This window comes from Janthinobacterium sp. GW823-FHT03B06, from assembly GCF_058796955.1.
Genome location: NZ_JBXAJE010000005.1, coordinates 236,955 through 252,921 on the forward strand (window position 1 = coordinate 236,955; position 15,967 = coordinate 252,921).

Below are 15,967 nucleotides of genomic sequence, written 5' to 3' on the forward strand. Positions count from 1 at the left end.
CACCATGAGCACGCCCTCCGTCACCGAACTGTCGTTATTGAAAGCCTTGTGGAAAGACCACCCGCTGTCCGCGCGCGAATTGCATGCCCGCGTGGAAGAAGAGCTGGGCTGGTCTTTTTCGTCCACGCGCAAGACGCTTGAGCGCATGCTGGACAAGGGCATGCTGCTGCAGCGCAGCGTGCACGGCGTGCTCGTGTATGAAGCGAACGTGGACAAAGTGGCCACCCTGGCCGCGTTCGCCCACGACTTTGGCCGGCGCGTGATGGAAATCGACAGTCCCTTGCCGGTTAGTATGTTTACGGGCAGCAAACTGGTGGACCAGCAGGAGCTGGCGGCGCTGGAGCAGCTGCTGCAGGACTGGCCTGCGGACGCGAAGGAATAGGCCATGACCCTGTTCGCCCTGACCTTGTTGCAGGCGACGGCCGCCTGCCTGTTCGCTGGCTTGCTGCTGCAAGGCTTGCTGCACCTGGCGCAGGGGCGCTGGCCCGCGCTGGCCGCCCAGCGCAGCGTGTGGCTGGCGGCCGCGCTGGTGCTGGCCGCCGTGTTCCTGCTGCCGCTGTTGCCGCAGGGCCAGCAGATCAGCGTGGTTCCCGAGTTCAGCTTGCCCGCCGCCGCGCAGGCAGCGCCCGAGGCGGTTTTGCCGATGGCCGCGCCCGCGCCCGCGCCCATGCCAGCGCCGCTGGTCGAAGCGCCATCGGTGACGGCCTGGCTGAGCATGCTGGCCACGATCTGGCTGGGCGTGTATCCGCTGGTTCTGTCCGTGCTGGCGTGGCGCCGCTGGCGTAGCCGCAGCGCACTGCGGGCCTTGCTCCAGGCGGCGCAGCCGCTGGCGCCGGCAGCCCTGGCCGCGCATGGCGCGTTTGCGCCGGCGCAACTGCGCCAGCTGCAAGCCCAGCGCACCGCCGTACTGGAAATCGACGCGCCCATCTCGGCCATGCTGGTGGGCGTGTGGCGGCAACGTTTGCTGTTGCCCGCGCATTTGCGGCAATTTACGGCCGAGCAGCAACAACTGGTCATCGAACACGAACTGACGCATGCGCGCCGGCGCGATCCCATGCTCCAGCTGCTGGCCAGCGGCGTGCAACTGCTGTTGTGGTTCAGCCCGGCAGCGCGCTGGCTCGCAGGCAAGCTGGCCTGGGCGCAGGAACTGGGCTGCGACCGCCATGTGCTGGCTGGACGTTCGCAGCAGCAGCGCCGCGAATATGCGGCCGCCTTGGTGCGCCAGCTGGGCCTGCAAACCCGTGCCCCTGCCGGCCTGGCGTTTGGCGGCCAACCCGACAGCATGCTGGAGCGCGTGGCCCGCATGCGCGACAGCAGCGCCGCCAGTATGCACTGGCGCGCCCGGCTGGCCATGGGCCTGGTCCTGTGCGCACTGGGTGCGGCCAGCGTGGCCTTGCAGCCGGCACTGGCTTTACAACCGGCACCGGCCTTACAGCCCGCACGGGCCTGGACATCGGCCGCGTCCTTTGCCAGCCCGGCCCCGCTTCCGGCCACGGCACCTGCCCATGCGCCGTGGCGCAATCCGCTCGCCACCATGCGCGTCACGGGTTTCTTTGGCGTGGTGCGCCCCATCACGCAGAAGGGCTTGCGCGGGATTGACCTGGCGGCGCGGCGCGGCACGTCCGTGCAGGCAGTGGCCGATGGCATCGCCACGGTGACGCAGGACGACTGGCTGGGCAAGGCCGTGCACATCGCCCATGGCGGCGGACTGCAATCGGTATACGTCCACCTCGACAGCGTCGCGCTGGAAGACGGCGCCATCGTCGAGGCCGGCCAGCGCATCGGCACGGTGGGCGACACGGGCCGCGCGACGGGGCCGCACCTGCACTTCCAGGTACGCCAGGACGGCCGCGTGCAAGATCCGCAGCGCTGGCTGGCCGGCCTGGATGCCAACGCCAGCGAACGGGCCTTGCGCATGCGCAAGGAGCAGTTCGGCCGCTGACGCCGCACGGTATTTTGTCACCCAGGAACAACAAACGGGGGCGGACTCGGCAGGGTCTGCCCCGGCGTGAGGCTCTTGGTTTTCACTGAAATATCCTTTCTTCGGGAATCCCCATGCGATTGAGTATCTTGTTGTGCAGCCTCGCGCTGCCGTTGACGGCGCACGTCCGTGCCGAAGACATTCTCCCTTCCGTGACGGTCCATGCCGGTAAAGTGGAGCAGCGCCGCAACGACACCGTCGCCGCCATCGTCGTCGGCCACGATGAATTGATACGCCAGGGCGACCGCGTGCTGTCCGACGCCCTGAAGCGCCTGCCCGGCATTTCCATCGGCGGGCCATCCGGCGCGGCTGCGGGCGCCGCTGGCGGGCAAATCCAGATGCGCGGGCTGGGCCAGGGCTATACCTTGATCATGCTCGATGGCGTGCCCGTGGCGCCCGGCTTTTCGCTCGACGCCCTGGACCCGGAACTGGTCGAGCGCGTGGAAATCATGCGCGCCGCCACGGCGGAATTTTCCACCCAGGCGATCGCCGGTTCCATCAACATCGTGCTGAAAAAGTCGGGCGGGCGGCGCGAACGCACGTTCAAGCTGGGCGCGTCCGCCAGCCACGGCATGCCCGCCGGCAGCGCCACCGTGCAGTGGTCGGACAAGGATGGACGCCGGTCGTACGCGCTGGCCGGCACGCTCAGCCATACGGGACGCGAAGCGCTGCTCGACGAGTGGAGCCGCGAATTCGACGCAGCGGGCGCGCCCACGGTGGTGCGCCACGTGCCGCTCACCGAGCGCGTGACGAGCGACGCCATCGAGTTGGCGCCCCGCGTGCAATGGGCGCTGGCGGGGGAGGGCAGCCTGGCCTGGCAAAGCCTGGTCAACGTGCGCCGCCTGGCCAGCCGCCGCCACGCGCAGGAAACGGCTTACCTGGGCGGCACGACCGCCTATCCGGATAACCAGGCCCATTTCAACCAGGACAGCAGCACCGTGCGCAGCGACCTGCACTGGCTGCGCAAGCTCGACCATGGCGCCAGTCTCGACGTGAAGCTGGGCGCCAGCATCAATCACCGCGCCAATGATTATCAGTTCCTGGGCCGCGGCGCGGCGCCGGGACAGGGCATCACGCGCCTGGTCGATTCGGGCCTGGACGAGGTGGGCATGCAGGCGAGCGGCACCTACCGCCGCGCGCTGGGCGAATACCACACGCTGGCGGCGGGTTGGGATGCGGGGCACCGGCGGCGCACGGATTTTCGCCGCGAACGCCAGCTGGAGCCGGGCGGGCCGCCCGTGCTCAGCGACGAAGACTATGCGGCCACGGTGCGGCGCCTGGCCCTGTTCGCGCAGGATGAATGGGAGCTGTCCGCGCATTGGTCGCTGTACCTGGGCTTGCGCTGGGAAAGCTGGCGCACGGCCAGCGCCACGGGCGGCGGCGAGCCGGTCGACGTGCGCGCGCAGGTATGGAGTCCCTTGGTGCAAAGCCTGTGGAAGTCCGGCGGCAAGCAGCAGGTGCGCCTGGCCGTTACGCGCACCTACAAGGCGCCGCAGATTTTCGAGCTGATCCCGCGCCCGTACACGGTCGACAATGGCAACAGTCCCGCGAATCCCGACACCCAGGGCAATCCGGCGCTGCGCCCGGAGCTGGCCTGGGGCCTTGATGCCGCCTATGAATACTATCCGGGCGCGGGCGCCATGCTGGGCGCCAGCGCCTCGCTGCGGCGCATCAGCGACGTGATGCTGGAGCGCCTGTACCAGGACAACGGACGCTGGGTGAGCACGCCCGTCAACCATGGCCATGCCGGCGTGCGCTCGATCGCGCTGGAAGCGAAGCTGCCCTTGACGGCGCTGTGGGCGGGCGCTCCCGCGCTGGACTTGCGGGCCAACGTGGCGCGCAACTGGTCGAGGCTCGATGCCGTGCCCGGCCCCGATAGCCGCCTCGACAGCCAGCTGCCGTGGAGCGCCAACGTGGGAGGGGACTACCAGCTGGCCCGCCTGCCCCTGAGCCTGGGCGCTGACCTGAATTACCAGGCGGGCGGGCGCTCGCGCGAGTCCGGCCAGCTGCTGGCCTGGCAGGGCGGCAAGCGCGAACTCGATATGTACGCGCTGTGGAAAGTCAGCGACAGGCTGCGCCTGCGCCTGTCGGGCGCCAACCTGCTGGGGCAGGATTACCGCACGCGCAGCCTGTATGCGGATGGCGCGCGCAGCCTGCTGCGCACGGTCGATACGGGCAGCTACCGCATCTGGCGGCTGATGCTCGAGGGAACCCTGTAGCCAGCTGTAGCCAGCCTAGTCGTCGATCTCGTCGACGGTGTAGCTGACGCCCTGCGCCTCGAGGTAGCCGCGCACGGCGTCCAGGCCGTGCCACGGGTCGGGGCGCAGGTGCTGGCATATATACAGGCCCGCATCCGTCAGCCTGGCGTCGGTGTCGGGCATGGCGGCGCCGGTTGCGCGCGGTGCCTGCGGCAGTGCCGCCAGCAGCTGTTCGAGATGCTGGCGCTGGCGCGGCGCCAGGCTGGCCGCGATCCTGAATTCAAATCCCATGTTTTCTCCTTGATTGACAGGCCGCCGCAGCGGCTATTTTTCATTATCGAAAAAATTGCACATAGCTTGGCATTCTTTCCGTTTTTGTTTTCAAAGTATCTCGTCCATACTGCATAGCACTGGCCCGGCACACACAGCGTGACGCAAGGGCAGGAGCAGAAATGCCGTACAAGGACCTCTCTTTTTTATATTCAATTATTTTCACTAAGGAAAACATCATGCCTATCGCCACCGCCCAAGCCGCCCACAAACTGCTGACTCCAAACGATCATACCCTGATCATGATCGACCACCAGTCGCAGATGGCGTTCGCCACCCGTTCGATCGACCTGGCCTTGCTGCGCAACAATGCGGCCCTGGTGGCCAAGGCGGCGGCGCAATTCAAGGTGCCGACGATTCTGACGACGGTGGCCGCCAAATCGTTCTCCGGCCCTATTTTTGACGAGATCCAGTCCGTCTTCCCCGAGCAGGCGCCGATCGACCGCACCAGCATGAATACCTGGGAAGACGCGCGCATCGCCGACAAGGTCAATGGCTACGGCAAGGGCAAGATCGTGCTGGCCGGCCTGTGGACATCCGTCTGCATCGTGGGCCCTGCGCTGTCGGCGCTGGAGCAGGGCTTCGAGGTGTACGTGATCGCCGACGCCAGCGGCGACGTCTCCGACGAAGCCCATGCGATGGCCATGCAGCGCATGATACAGGCGGGCGCGCAGCCGATGACGTCCGTGCAATACCTGCTGGAACTGCAGCGCGACTGGGCACGCGGCGAGACTTACAACGAGACGGTGGCGACAGCCGTGGCGCACGGCGGCGGCTATGGCCTGGGCTTGATCTACGCCAAATCCATGTTCAACGCCAGCGAAGGCCATTGATTTTCACTGACTCCGGCTCCGCCGCCCGCCGGCAGAGCCGTGTTTTTACATGATTCGGGAGTTCCCATGCACGCAAACACGATCTTGCTCAATGGCCGTTTCCACACGGTCGATCGGACGCAGCCGCTGGCGTCCGCCGTCGCCATCGCCGATGGCAAATTCCTCGCCGTGGGCGACGTCGAAGACGTGATCCGTCATCGCGGTCCCGCCACGCAGCTGATCGACCTGGGTGGCCGCACGGTGATTCCCGGCCTGAACGACTCGCACCTGCACCTGATCCGCGGCGGCTTGAACTACAACCTGGAATTGCGTTGGGAAGGCGTGCCCTCGCTGGCCGATGCCTTGCGCATGTTGAAGGAACAGGCCTTGCGCACGCCGAACCCGCAGTGGGTGCGCGTGGTGGGCGGCTGGACGGAATTCCAGTTCGCGGAAAAGCGCATGCCCACCCTCGATGAAATCAACGCGGCCGCGCCCGACACGCCCGTCTTCATCCTGCACCTGTACGACCGCGCCCTCTTGAACCGCGCCGCCCTGCGCGCCGTCGGCTACGATAAAAATACGCCGAACCCGCCCGGCGGCGAGATCGTGCGCGATGCATCGGGCAATCCCACGGGCTTGCTGATCGCCCGGCCGAACGCCATGATCCTGTATGCGACCCTGGCGAAAGGCCCGACCTTGCCGCGCGAACTGCAAGTCAATTCCACGCGCCAGTTCATGCGCGAACTCAATCGCTTGGGGCTGACCAGCGCCATCGACGCGGGCGGCGGCTTCCAGAATTATCCCGAGGATTACGCGGTCGTCGACGAGCTGGCGCAAAAAGAGCAGCTGACCATCCGCATCGCCTACAACCTGTTCACGCAAAACAAGGGCGCGGAATTGCAGGACTTCCAGAAGTGGACGGGCATGGTGAAACCCGGCGATGGCACCGATTACTATCGCCACAACGGCGCCGGCGAAATGCTGGTGTTTTCCGCCGCCGACTTCGAGGATTTCCTCGAACCGCGCCCCGAACTGGCGGCCGGCATGGAGGATGAGCTGGAAAAGGTCGTGCGCCACCTGGTCGAGCAGCGCTGGCCGTTCCGCCTGCACGCCACCTATGACGAATCGATCAGCCGCATGCTCGACGTGTTTGAAAAGGTCAACCGCGACACGCCGTTCGGCGGCTTGCACTGGCTGTTCGACCACGCGGAAACCATCAGCCCGAAAAATATCGACCGCGTGAAAGCGCTGGGCGGCGGCCTGGCCATCCAGCACCGCATGGCGTTCCAGGGCGAGTACTTCGTCGAGCGTTATGGCGCGGACGCGGCGAAGGCGACGCCGCCCGTGCAGCGCATGCTGGACGCGGGCGTGCCCGTCGGCGGCGGTACGGACGCCACGCGGGTCGCCAGCTACAACCCGTGGACGGCGCTGTACTGGCTGGTTTCGGGGCGCACCGTGGGCGGACTGGCCCTGACGGATGCGGCGGGCAGGTTGTCGCGCGACACGGCGCTGGAGCTGTGGACGGCGGGCAGCGCCTGGTTCTCCAGCGAGCAGGGCAAGAAGGGACGCATCCGCGAGGGCATGCTGGCCGACCTGGCCGTGCTGTCGGCCGATTACTTTACGGTGCCGGAAGAGGCGATCAAGTCCATCGAATCCGTGCTGACCATGGTGGGCGGCAAGGTCGTCTACGGCCAGGCGGAATTCACGACCCTGGCGCCGCCGCCCATTCCCGTGCTTCCCGAGTGGTCGCCCGTGCGCACGGTGCCCGGTCATTACCGGCCCGCGGCCAGGCCGGCGCAAGCCATGCTGCCGCACCAGTGCGCGGGCGCCTGCGGCGTGCATGCGCATGCGCACGACCGGGCGCGCAAGTCGGCCGTGCCGATCAGCGATTTTTCCGGCTTCTGGGGTACGCTCGGTTGCAGCTGCTTCGCCTTCTAGAGGGCGGCCTGGCCTTATTTGGAAATGCGCAGGATGGCCGAGGCGAGCCGCGTGAAACATGGGCTCAGCTCGCTTTCGGTGGCCGCATAGCAGTACAGGCCCACGGGCTCGGCCGGCTTGCGGCAAGCCGCTTTTGCATCGGTCGTGTTGGCCAGGCAGCGCAGCAAGTCTTCGCCCAGCTCGTTGTCCGGCCCTTCCTTGGTTTTCAGCGAGGCGCCCATGCCCAGGGTAAAGACAAAAATGCCCTCCTGGCGCGCTTTTGCCGCCATCGCTTCAACCAGGTTGCGCGAGGCGCGGTGCACATTCGTCCATTGCGCTTGCGCCGTTGCGGTGGAAGCGGTTACGACGCGGGGCGTATTGGTGACGATGGGAAACTCGCGCAGCGCCGCGTCATTATTCGCGTTATACCATGCGGGAAGCGCGGTGATCTGACTGGCGGCGCAATCGCCGTATTGGAGCGAGTCGCTCACTTTCATCCTGTACAAGCCCGCCAATGCCGGGTTTTGCAGTTTCGGAAAGGTGGCGAGGCCGCCTGCGTCCTTGCATTTGTTGTCCTTGTTGGGGAAGTACGCGGAAAACGCCGCCGGCGAGCCATCGGAAAAAAACACGATGACGCGCAGGCTGGAGCGGTTGACCTGCGCGATGTCGTTCAGCTGTTTGCGCGCCTGGAACATGCCGGCGGAAGAATTGGTGCCGCCGACAAACGTGAATTGATCGATCTTTCCATTTTTCATGGTCATGCTGTCGCGGTCGAAACCGCGCTCGACCTGCCTGATCGGGACGTCGATTTGCGCTTCAGAGGCGAAATGCAGCAAGCCGACCCGGTCGACCGTGGAATTGAATTTGTTCAGGAAGGACTTGCCTGCCGCCCGCACGGCGTCCGCATTGTTTTCCAGCGAACGCGACGTGTCCATCACCAGCACCATGTCCAGGTCCTTGCGGATGGTTTGCGCGCTGGCCGCCACGTTCAGGGTCTTGAAGCCGAGTATGCCCATCAGCGAGACGGGCAGCGAGGCGGTGGCCGAGACGTCGATGGTGACGGTGCCCCTGTCGAACGTGACGTCGACGGGATTGAGGACCGGCGTCGAGAGCAGGAAGTTGTCCGGATAATTAATGTCGAAAAACTCCCTTGCCGACTGGCGCGCGCTGTCCCGCTGTTCCGCTTCCGAATTGCCCGCGGTAATGCCGCGCGCCGCCGCCAGGCTGGCCGCGTCGACAGCCGCATTGAGCTTGGCCTTGACGAAGTAGCCGAGGGCGGAATCGACGGCCAGGCCCACCGAGGCGATCAGGACGACGGCCGATAGCGCCACCATGATCAGCACTTGGCCGCCTTGCCGCTTGTGTGGAATGCGCATCAGAATACCGTCATCGAAGTGAGGTTGGGGCCCAGCACGGGCGTCGTGCTGTTGCCAAAGTTCAGGGTGCCGAACAGCATGTCGAAATCGTAGAACGTTTCCACGGCGTAGATCAGTTCGCCATCGGCCAGCTGGTTCTGCATCAATGCCACCGTGGGGGCATGCTCGTCCTTGGCGATGCCGGTGCACGTGCCGTTGCTCCAGCTGCCGCATTGCCATACCTGGCTGGCGGGCAGGTAGCCGCTGGCCCTGGCGCCGGCATCCCAGCGGTATTGTTCCAGCACGATATTGCGCAAGCCGTTCTTTGCCGTGTAGCCCATGATCTTGGTGATGTAGATCATGCCGCGCTTGTTCATGTCCAGCGGCGGCGTGCTGGCGGCCAGCGCATTCATGATGGCCTGGCCCGAGCCGCTCAGGTCGGACGTGGAGCGCGAGGCCAGGTTGGCGCCTTCGCGGCTGATGTTGAGCAGGATGGTCTTGGCCTGGATGGCGCGCGACAGGTCGGCCAGCATGAACAGCAGCAGCGCCAGCAGCGGCAGAACGATGGCAAATTCCACGGCGGCGATGCCGCGCGCGGCGCGCGGCGCAGGAGGGCGGGCGCGCATCACAGGCCGCCAAAGCTTTCATTGCGCATGGTGGCGGCCACCACGAAGTGCGCCTGGCCGTCGCGGAACAGGGCCCGGATCATCGGCGTGGCAAACGCCCAGCGGCAATCGACGGAGATGACGACGATATCGCCGGCCTGGCCGAACATGGCGGCGCCGACCGCATCGCTGCCGTTGACGGAGATCACGGGGCTGACCTTGTCATACATGCCCATGGAACTGTCGCGTATTTTTTGTATCACGGCCTGGTAGCGCTGCTGGTTGGCGCTGTCGGGGTCGAGGTCTTTGGCCCCCGTGACGGCATAGCGCGCGCCTTCGCGCACCGCGTGCTGCATGGTCATATTGGCAAAATACGCCATGCTCAATTCAATGATGCCGATTATCAGCATGAGAAATACCGGCGTTATCAGGGCCAATTCCAGCAAGGTGGCGCCGCCCTGTCCGCTTTGCTTGCGGAATATAGGGGAATCGGCCTGTTTTAAACGCATGGGATTAATCCGGTTAGGTGCCGCGATGAAGAATGTCGGGCGGATGGTATTACGCCATTTGACTGGCGATTATTCTATATCGATTTTCAAGGGCATGTCTTCCCATTAAATTATTACAGGTCAAGATAATCGTAATTAAGCGCCTTATTTCAAGTGTGCGGCCCCCGTCCCTACAGGGCCGGGAGTAATATGCGCGGGTATGAAAACAGGCTTGGTGTCAGGATTGTCCTGCGTGCAGGCAAAGACTTGTTTTGCAAGGTGATGCAATAAAAATGCTGCAATGTAAGCAACAGCAGCGATGGCAGCAGCGATGGCGCGCCGGCGGTGCGCCCGCCCTGGCCGCGCTGCCCATCCATCGGCACTCGCCCGGCGTGCGGCGACCGCTGGCGTGGGTCACGCACCGCGTTTGCGCGTGCCGGCCCAAGGCCTCTTCCTTCGTGCCCCCATGACTTCCTCCCCTGCGCGCGGCAACAGAGGCGCGCGCGGGCGAGGCTGGCAATCCGATTCGGATCAACAACATTCCCCGAAGGGAATGGGTTACACGTTAAGAGGTAAAGCATGTCAACAAAAAATGTCATACGCGTCATGCTGGTGTCGGACCACAAAACCTGGCTGTGGGGCCTGGAGCAGCTGCTCGCCGGCGCCCAGCCGGCAATGCAGGTGGTGGCCAGCGCCACCGAGATCGACGGCGCGCTGCTGCTGGCCCGGACCCTGTGTCCCGACGTCATCGTGCTTGACGCCGATCTGGGCTGCGGCGGCGCCTGCGCCATCGATTATCTGCCGCAGCTGCTCGGCAATGGCGTCTCGCGCGTATTGCTGTTCAGCGGCACGCAGGACCAGGCCGAGTGCGGACGCGCCGTGCGCAGCGGTGTGCGCGCGGTGGTGGGCAAGGAGACGCCCGTCAAGCAAATGGTCGACGCCATCGCCCGCCTGCATCAGGGCGAGTTGTGCCTGGCTCCGGCGCTGCTCGACAGCATGCTGGGGGTGCTCAACAAGCCGGAAGCGGCACCCGATCCGGAAGAGCAGCGGATCGCCAGGCTGACGCTGAAGGAGCGCAAGATCGTTGCCATGATGGTGGAAGGAAATGGCGCGCTGAACCGTGCAATAGCCCAGCGCGCTTTTATCTCGGAGCAAACCTTGCGTAATCATCTGACATCGATCTACAGCAAGCTCGATGTCACCAACCGCCTGGAATTATATGTGTACGCCACCCGCAACCGGCTGGCCGAGTCCCTGCCTGCGGAGGGATAGTACATATGTCCTGAATGTGGACAAAAAATTAAGATGGTTTGTACTGCGCATAAAATGACTTTTCTCTGATTCGATTTAATGTTTGTTTATATAAAATACACGCATCAGAAATTGGCAAATAAAAACAAGGTGAATGTTTTTATTTTCAGACTGTATTTTCAGTTTTTATCATGTTTAAAACTTGACCTGAAAGGGAATAATATGAATTTCATTAAAAACTTTATCGCCGAAGAAGATGGCGTGACCGCCATCGAATATGCGCTGATCGCTGCGCTCGTGGCGGCGGCGCTGGTCACGGCCGTCGGCTATTTCACCACCGGCCTCGATGGCGCCTTCAAGGCCATCGGCACCAAGTTGACGGGCGCGGCGATCTAAGACGCCCGCCAACCGCGCTGCACCCCGGCATGCCAGCTGTCCATGTGCACTGGCCTGCCGGCTTCCCGCCCAACGATGCGCATGCCGTCATGCGCTCGGCTTGCATCAGGTACACGATGGACCCTCATTCTTTCTGGACGTTCAGCCCCGCCATAGTCTTGTGGGGGCTGCTGGCCGCCGCTGTCTGGCATGACGTGCGCCGCCGGCGCATTCCCAACAGGCTGGTCTTTTCCGGCGCCTTGCTCGGCGTGCTGCTCAACAGCCTGGCGTTGCCAGGGCTGACGCCGGCCGGGCCGTGGCTGGCCTTGGGCGGCCTGGCCGTCGGCCTGGGCTTGCTGCTGCCCATGTATGCGCTGAAGGCGCTGGGCGCGGGCGACGTCAAGCTGATGGCGATGGTGGGGGCGTTTCTGGGCCCGCGCCCCGCCGTGTTTGCCGTGCTGTGCAGCCTGCTTGCTGGCGGCGTGCTGGCGCTGGCCGTCGCCCTGTGCCAGGGCACGCTGCGCCAGGCCTTGGCCAATGCCCGGCAATTGCTGCTGCAAGGCTGGCTGCGCGCCGCGGCAGGCGAGGCGCCGCAGGTCGGCCCGCCCGCTCCGCCAAGCGGCAGCCTGCCGTACGCGATCGCCATTGCCGCCGGCACCGCCATCAGCCTGGCCCTGGCGGCCGGCGGCCATGCGTGACGCGCCGGGCAGCGATATGGCCGCGTGCGCGCGGAAACCCATGTTTCACCAAGAGGATAAATCATGAGAAATAGCCGCGTTGCGATCGTGCTGCTGCTGGCGTTGCTGATGGCGGGCGGCGCCGTGCTGGCGGCCGCCCGCTGGATGTCAGGGCAGGGCGCGCCGGCCAGCCAGACGGTGATGGTCGCGCTGGTCGATATCGGCGTGGGCGCGAAGGTGACGCCGGCCATGCTGCGCGGCATGGACTGGCCGGCGGGCGCCATGCCGCCGGGGGCGTTTGGCGAGGCCGGCGCGTTGGACGGGCGCATCACGCGCAGCGCCGTCAGCAGGGGCGAGCCTGTGTTGGAAAGCAAGCTCGCGCCGCCCGGCGCCACCGGTGGCCTGTCGGCCATCGTCGCTGCCGGCAAGCGCGCCATGACCGTGCGCGTCAACGACGTGGTGGGCGTGGCCGGCTTCGCGCTGCCGGGCAACTTCGTCGACATTCTCGTGCATACGCAGGATGACCGCGCCAGACCGGCGGGCGGCGGGCCGCTGGCCATTTCCAAGATCGTGCTCGAACGCATCCTGGTGCTGGCCGTGGCGCAGGAATCCGGCCGCGACGACAACAAGCCCAAGGTGGTCAACGCCGTGACCCTGGAGCTGACGCCGGAGCAGGTGGAAAAGCTGGACCTGGCGCGCAGCGTGGGCAGCCTGTCGCTGGTGCTGCGCAACCAGGTCGATCCGGCGCCCGCCGACACGGGCGGCGCCACCAAGGAGTCGCTGCTGGAATTGAAGGCGCTGGCGCCCGCGGCGGCGCCCGTGCGCGCGGCGCGGCGTCAGACGGCGCCGGCACGCGCTGCCGCGCGCGACAGCGTCACCGTCATCAAGGGCATGGATACCAGCGTCCAGCAATTTTAAATCAGCAGGCAAGCAAGGATGATCGATGAATACATTTCGTAAGCACGCCTCGAGTGCGGGCATGCGCCTGGCCCTGGCCTTGGGCGGCGCGGCCGCAGGCCTGGCCTGGCCCGGCAGCGCCGGCGCGGCGGCGCCTTCCCGGCAGGCCGTCATGACGCCAGTCGCGGCGCCGCCCATGTCGCTGGGCGCCGATATCGCCCGCCTGGGCGCGCCCGTGCGCATCGCCGTGGGCAAGTCCACCTTGCGCAGTCTGAGCCTGCCGGTGTCGCAGATCGCCGTCAACGATCCGCGCGTGGCCGGCGCCAGGATGCTGGGCTCGTCCAGCCAGCTGTTCGTCTGGGGGCTGGCCCCGGGCAGCACCAACCTGATCCTGTGGGACCGGCAGCAGCGCCCCGTGATCGTCGATATTGAAGTCGAGATCGATGTCGAGGGCTTGCAGGCGCAGCTGGCCTATGTCTTCCCCGGCGAGCATGCCGTCAAGGCGGGCGCGGCCGGCGGCAGCATCGTGCTGTCGGGGCAGGTCAGCGACAGCGTCAAGGCCAGCCAGATCCTCGAGATGGCGCAAGCCTATGCCCAGCGCGGCGCGGGCGAAGCGGCGGTGCCGGCCGACGGCGCCGCCAGCGCCGCCAATGCCGGCGGCGGCGTCAAGGTCATCAATATGCTGACGGTCGCGGCGCCGCAGCAGGTCATGCTGGAAGTGAAGATCGCCGAAGTGTCGAAGACCCTGGTCGACCAGCTGGGCGCCAGCGTGGGCATCAGCGGCACGCGCGGCAACTGGAGCTACGGCCTGCTGTCGAACCTGCTCAGCGGCCATCCCAGCCAGCTGGGTGCCGTCAACGGCAAGAATGGCAACGGTCTCACGCTCGATGCGCAAAAGCGCGACGGCCTGGTCAAGGTGCTGGCCGAACCGAACATCATGGCCATCAGTGGTCAGGAAGCCAGTTTCCTCGCGGGCGGCAAGATTTTCATTCCGGTCGCGCAAGACAGCACCACCAACAAGATCACGCTGGAGGAAAAGGAATTCGGCATTGCCGTCAAGTTCACGCCCACCGTGCTCGAAGGCGGACGCATCAACCTGAAGGTGGCGCCGGAAGTGTCGGAGCTGAACCGCGAAGGCATCGGCATCACCACCGGCGGGGGCGCCGCCGCCAACGCGGTGCTGCCGGCCTTTACCACGCGGCGCACCACCACGACGGTGCAGTTGTTCGATGGCCAGAGTTTTGCCGTCGGCGGTTTGATCAAGAACAATGTGACGACCAATATCAAGGCCTTGCCCTTCCTGGGCGAGATTCCCGTGCTGGGCGCGCTGTTCCGCAGCAGCGATTTCCAGACGGACCGCACCGAGCTCGTCTTCATCATCACGCCGCACCTGGTCAAGCCGCTCGACAGTGAGATCGTGCTGCCGACCGATGCCTATGTGGCACCCAGCCGCGGCGAGTTCTTCTTGCAAGGAAAAATGGAAGGCGCCGCCGCGCCACGGCCGCGGCAGGACGCGGCCACGCAGACAGCGCCGGCCGGCGCGGACATTCAATAGGAGCACATCATGCAGCATCCCGTTTTCCTCCCCGTACTGCTGGCCGCGCTGGCCGCCAGCGGCTGCGCCGCCACGCCGAATCTGGACCGCCAGTTCGGCCACAGCGTCGCGCAGCTGCGCCAGCGCCAAATGCTGTCGCCGCAGGCGGGCGCGAACCGCGACCCCGTGGCCGGCTTGGACGGCAAGGCCGCCCAAGCCGCCTACGCGGCGTACCAGAAAAGCTTTGCCGCACCCGCGCCGCAAGCGGCCGCCTTCACCATCGGCGTCGGGGCGCGCAAGTGAAGCTGGCACCGTCACCACAGAACCAGCAAGGCCTATCGTGAAAATCGCCATCAATTCCAGGGATGAAAAAACACTGTCCGCACTGAGCCAGCTGCTGCGCGGCCGCAACCGGCTCGACGAGATCGATGCGGGCGGCGAAACGCTCGAACCGCTGCAGGCGGCGCAGTCGCCGCCCGACGTGCTGATCTTCGACCGCCCGTCGAACGACGGCGCCGACCTGGCCGCCATCGAGCGCCTCAGCAACCTGCATCCGCGCATGGCTTTCATCGTGCTGTGCCACCAGCAGCCGCCCGAATTCCTGCTGCAGGCCATGCGCGCGGGCGTGCGCGACGTGCTGCCGTTTCCCGCCGCGCCGGCCAGCCTGTATGCGGCGCTCGAACGCATCGAGGAAAAGCTGGAGCGGCGCGAGCATGGCAACGGCAAGGTGCTGGCCTTCATCTCGTGCAAGGGCGGCAGCGGCGCCACCTTCATCGCCAGCAACCTCGGTTATGCGCTGGCCGCCGGCGGCCAGCAGCGCGTTGCCCTGATCGACATGAACCTGCATTTTGGCGACGCCTCGCTGTTCGTCTCCGAGAACAAGCCGCTGGCCACGCTGTCGGACGTCACGCGCGACATCCACCGGCTCGATTCCTCGTTCCTGGGATCGAGCATGCTGCACATCCTGCCCAACTACAGCGTGCTGGCCGCGCCCGAGGATCCCGCCCACGCCAGCGAAGTGGCGCCCGAACACATCGACGCCATCATCCGGCAGGCCAGGCGCCAGTACGATTTCATCGTGCTCGACGTGGGCCGCAACCTCGACGCCGTCAGCGTGCGCGCGCTGGACCACGCCGACATGATCTTTCCCGTCCTGCAGGCGACCTTGCCCTACATCCGCGACGGCAAGCGCCTGCTGGGCATGTTCCGCTCGCTCGAATACGCCAGTGACAAGGTGCATATCATCGTCAACCGCCACGACAAGGGCGGCGAGATCCGCCTGCGCGACCTGGAAGCGGCGTATGGCACGGCCGTCTACCGCACCGTGCCCAATCACTACGCCTCGGCGGCCGCCTCGGTCAACCAGGGCGTGCCGATTTTACAGCTCGACAAAGCCAGCCCGATCACGCGCTCGCTGCAGGAATTCGCCGCCAGCCTGGCCGGCGGCGCGGCCAGCACGGCGCGCCAGGGCTGGCTGGGCCGCGTCCTGCGGCGCGCCTGATCCACGCGCTTGATCCACATCATAGAACAGGAGCATTTCATGGCTA

16 protein-coding genes are annotated in these 15,967 nt (G+C 65.8%); 12 read left to right on the forward strand and 4 right to left on the reverse strand.

Annotated features, from left to right (window positions below; genetic code table 11):
• Window positions 1-4: 4 nt before the first annotated feature.
• The 3 genes from AC1RBA_RS18490 (at window position 5) to AC1RBA_RS18500 (ending at window position 4,200) form a co-directional block, all read left to right on the forward strand.
• Entirely contained in the window at window positions 5-382 is a 378-nt protein-coding gene (locus AC1RBA_RS18490; RefSeq protein WP_070291322.1) for a BlaI/MecI/CopY family transcriptional regulator, read from the forward strand.
• A 3-nt stretch (window positions 383-385) separates the two neighbouring features.
• Window positions 386-1,942 (forward strand): M56 family metallopeptidase, encoded by a 1,557-nt coding sequence (locus AC1RBA_RS18495; protein ID WP_492419509.1) that lies wholly within the window; start codon window positions 386-388, stop codon window positions 1,940-1,942.
• A 113-nt stretch (window positions 1,943-2,055) separates the two neighbouring features.
• Window positions 2,056-4,200 (forward strand): TonB-dependent receptor plug domain-containing protein, encoded by a 2,145-nt coding sequence (locus tag AC1RBA_RS18500; RefSeq protein ID WP_492419510.1) that lies wholly within the window; start codon window positions 2,056-2,058, stop codon window positions 4,198-4,200.
• A gap of 15 nt (window positions 4,201-4,215) precedes the next feature.
• Here the strand turns inward: AC1RBA_RS18500 and AC1RBA_RS18505 are convergent, their stop codons facing one another.
• The gene (locus tag AC1RBA_RS18505) at window positions 4,216-4,470 is read right to left on the reverse strand and encodes a hypothetical protein (RefSeq protein WP_070291319.1); all 255 of its coding nucleotides are present in this window, start codon (window positions 4,468-4,470) and stop codon (window positions 4,216-4,218) included.
• Between the two features lie 218 nt (window positions 4,471-4,688).
• Here AC1RBA_RS18505 and AC1RBA_RS18510 point away from each other — a divergent pair, with 218 nt between their 5' ends.
• The gene (locus AC1RBA_RS18510; protein WP_070224955.1) at window positions 4,689-5,342 is read left to right on the forward strand and encodes a hydrolase; all 654 of its coding nucleotides are present in this window, start codon (window positions 4,689-4,691) and stop codon (window positions 5,340-5,342) included.
• A 66-nt stretch (window positions 5,343-5,408) separates the two neighbouring features.
• Window positions 5,409-7,259 (forward strand): amidohydrolase, encoded by a 1,851-nt coding sequence (locus AC1RBA_RS18515; RefSeq protein WP_492419511.1) that lies wholly within the window; start codon window positions 5,409-5,411, stop codon window positions 7,257-7,259.
• 14 nt (window positions 7,260-7,273) lie between these two features.
• On the opposite strand, the gene AC1RBA_RS18520 is transcribed toward AC1RBA_RS18515, so the two are convergent.
• Genes AC1RBA_RS18520 through AC1RBA_RS18530 form a run of 3 tightly spaced genes read right to left on the reverse strand, consistent with a single transcriptional unit; the run spans window position 7,274 to window position 9,707 of the window.
• A complete protein-coding gene (locus tag AC1RBA_RS18520; RefSeq protein WP_492419512.1) occupies window positions 7,274-8,614 on the reverse strand; it encodes a vWA domain-containing protein in 1,341 nt (446 codons plus the stop codon).
• Complete coding sequence (locus tag AC1RBA_RS18525; RefSeq protein WP_070312945.1) at window positions 8,614-9,219, reverse strand: TadE/TadG family type IV pilus assembly protein; 606 nt, start codon at window positions 9,217-9,219, stop codon at window positions 8,614-8,616. Before AC1RBA_RS18525 ends, AC1RBA_RS18520 begins: the two co-directional genes overlap by 1 nt.
• Window positions 9,219-9,707 carry a TadE/TadG family type IV pilus assembly protein gene (locus tag AC1RBA_RS18530; protein WP_070224959.1) on the reverse strand — a complete coding sequence of 163 codons (489 nt, stop codon included), beginning with the start codon at window positions 9,705-9,707 and terminating at the stop codon, window positions 9,219-9,221. Before AC1RBA_RS18530 ends, AC1RBA_RS18525 begins: the two co-directional genes overlap by 1 nt.
• A gap of 558 nt (window positions 9,708-10,265) precedes the next feature.
• Here AC1RBA_RS18530 and AC1RBA_RS18535 point away from each other — a divergent pair.
• The 7 genes from AC1RBA_RS18535 (at window position 10,266) to AC1RBA_RS18565 (ending at window position 15,921) form a co-directional block, all read left to right on the forward strand.
• On the forward strand, window positions 10,266-10,958 hold the full coding sequence (locus AC1RBA_RS18535; protein ID WP_230505922.1) for a LuxR C-terminal-related transcriptional regulator: 693 nt from the start codon (window positions 10,266-10,268) through the stop codon (window positions 10,956-10,958).
• A 201-nt stretch (window positions 10,959-11,159) separates the two neighbouring features.
• The gene (locus AC1RBA_RS18540) at window positions 11,160-11,333 is read left to right on the forward strand and encodes a Flp family type IVb pilin (RefSeq protein ID WP_071650303.1); all 174 of its coding nucleotides are present in this window, start codon (window positions 11,160-11,162) and stop codon (window positions 11,331-11,333) included.
• A 116-nt stretch (window positions 11,334-11,449) separates the two neighbouring features.
• Window positions 11,450-12,010 (forward strand): A24 family peptidase, encoded by a 561-nt coding sequence (locus AC1RBA_RS18545; RefSeq protein WP_083293675.1) that lies wholly within the window; start codon window positions 11,450-11,452, stop codon window positions 12,008-12,010.
• 63 nt (window positions 12,011-12,073) lie between these two features.
• Complete coding sequence (cpaB, locus tag AC1RBA_RS18550; protein ID WP_070312942.1) at window positions 12,074-12,907, forward strand: Flp pilus assembly protein CpaB; 834 nt, start codon at window positions 12,074-12,076, stop codon at window positions 12,905-12,907.
• A gap of 25 nt (window positions 12,908-12,932) precedes the next feature.
• A complete protein-coding gene (locus AC1RBA_RS18555) occupies window positions 12,933-14,441 on the forward strand; it encodes a type II and III secretion system protein family protein (protein WP_492419513.1) in 1,509 nt (502 codons plus the stop codon).
• Between the two features lie 9 nt (window positions 14,442-14,450).
• Window positions 14,451-14,723 carry a hypothetical protein gene (locus AC1RBA_RS18560; protein ID WP_230505924.1) on the forward strand — a complete coding sequence of 91 codons (273 nt, stop codon included), beginning with the start codon at window positions 14,451-14,453 and terminating at the stop codon, window positions 14,721-14,723.
• Window positions 14,724-14,760: 37 nt separating this feature from the next.
• Entirely contained in the window at window positions 14,761-15,921 is a 1,161-nt protein-coding gene (locus AC1RBA_RS18565) for an AAA family ATPase (protein ID WP_492419514.1), read from the forward strand.
• The last annotated feature ends 46 nt before the right edge of the window (window positions 15,922-15,967 follow it).

What these genes read in the sequence shown, in the direction of transcription:
- AC1RBA_RS18490 (WP_070291322.1), top strand. Translation starts at nt 5, where the DNA reads ATGAGCACGCCCTCCGTCACCGAACTGTCGTTATTGAAAGCCTTGTGG.
- AC1RBA_RS18495 (WP_492419509.1), top strand. Translation starts at nt 386, where the DNA reads ATGACCCTGTTCGCCCTGACCTTGTTGCAGGCGACGGCCGCCTGCCTG.
- AC1RBA_RS18500 (WP_492419510.1), top strand. Translation starts at nt 2,056, where the DNA reads ATGCGATTGAGTATCTTGTTGTGCAGCCTCGCGCTGCCGTTGACGGCG.
- AC1RBA_RS18505 (WP_070291319.1), bottom strand. Translation starts at nt 4,470, where the DNA reads ATGGGATTTGAATTCAGGATCGCGGCCAGCCTGGCGCCGCGCCAGCGC.
- AC1RBA_RS18510 (WP_070224955.1), top strand. Translation starts at nt 4,689, where the DNA reads ATGCCTATCGCCACCGCCCAAGCCGCCCACAAACTGCTGACTCCAAAC.
- AC1RBA_RS18515 (WP_492419511.1), top strand. Translation starts at nt 5,409, where the DNA reads ATGCACGCAAACACGATCTTGCTCAATGGCCGTTTCCACACGGTCGAT.
- AC1RBA_RS18520 (WP_492419512.1), bottom strand. Translation starts at nt 8,614, where the DNA reads ATGCGCATTCCACACAAGCGGCAAGGCGGCCAAGTGCTGATCATGGTG.
- AC1RBA_RS18525 (WP_070312945.1), bottom strand. Translation starts at nt 9,219, where the DNA reads ATGCGCGCCCGCCCTCCTGCGCCGCGCGCCGCGCGCGGCATCGCCGCC.
- AC1RBA_RS18530 (WP_070224959.1), bottom strand. Translation starts at nt 9,707, where the DNA reads ATGCGTTTAAAACAGGCCGATTCCCCTATATTCCGCAAGCAAAGCGGA.
- AC1RBA_RS18535 (WP_230505922.1), top strand. Translation starts at nt 10,266, where the DNA reads ATGTCAACAAAAAATGTCATACGCGTCATGCTGGTGTCGGACCACAAA.
- AC1RBA_RS18540 (WP_071650303.1), top strand. Translation starts at nt 11,160, where the DNA reads ATGAATTTCATTAAAAACTTTATCGCCGAAGAAGATGGCGTGACCGCC.
- AC1RBA_RS18545 (WP_083293675.1), top strand. Translation starts at nt 11,450, where the DNA reads ATGGACCCTCATTCTTTCTGGACGTTCAGCCCCGCCATAGTCTTGTGG.
- cpaB (WP_070312942.1), top strand. Translation starts at nt 12,074, where the DNA reads ATGAGAAATAGCCGCGTTGCGATCGTGCTGCTGCTGGCGTTGCTGATG.
- AC1RBA_RS18555 (WP_492419513.1), top strand. Translation starts at nt 12,933, where the DNA reads ATGAATACATTTCGTAAGCACGCCTCGAGTGCGGGCATGCGCCTGGCC.
- AC1RBA_RS18560 (WP_230505924.1), top strand. Translation starts at nt 14,451, where the DNA reads ATGCAGCATCCCGTTTTCCTCCCCGTACTGCTGGCCGCGCTGGCCGCC.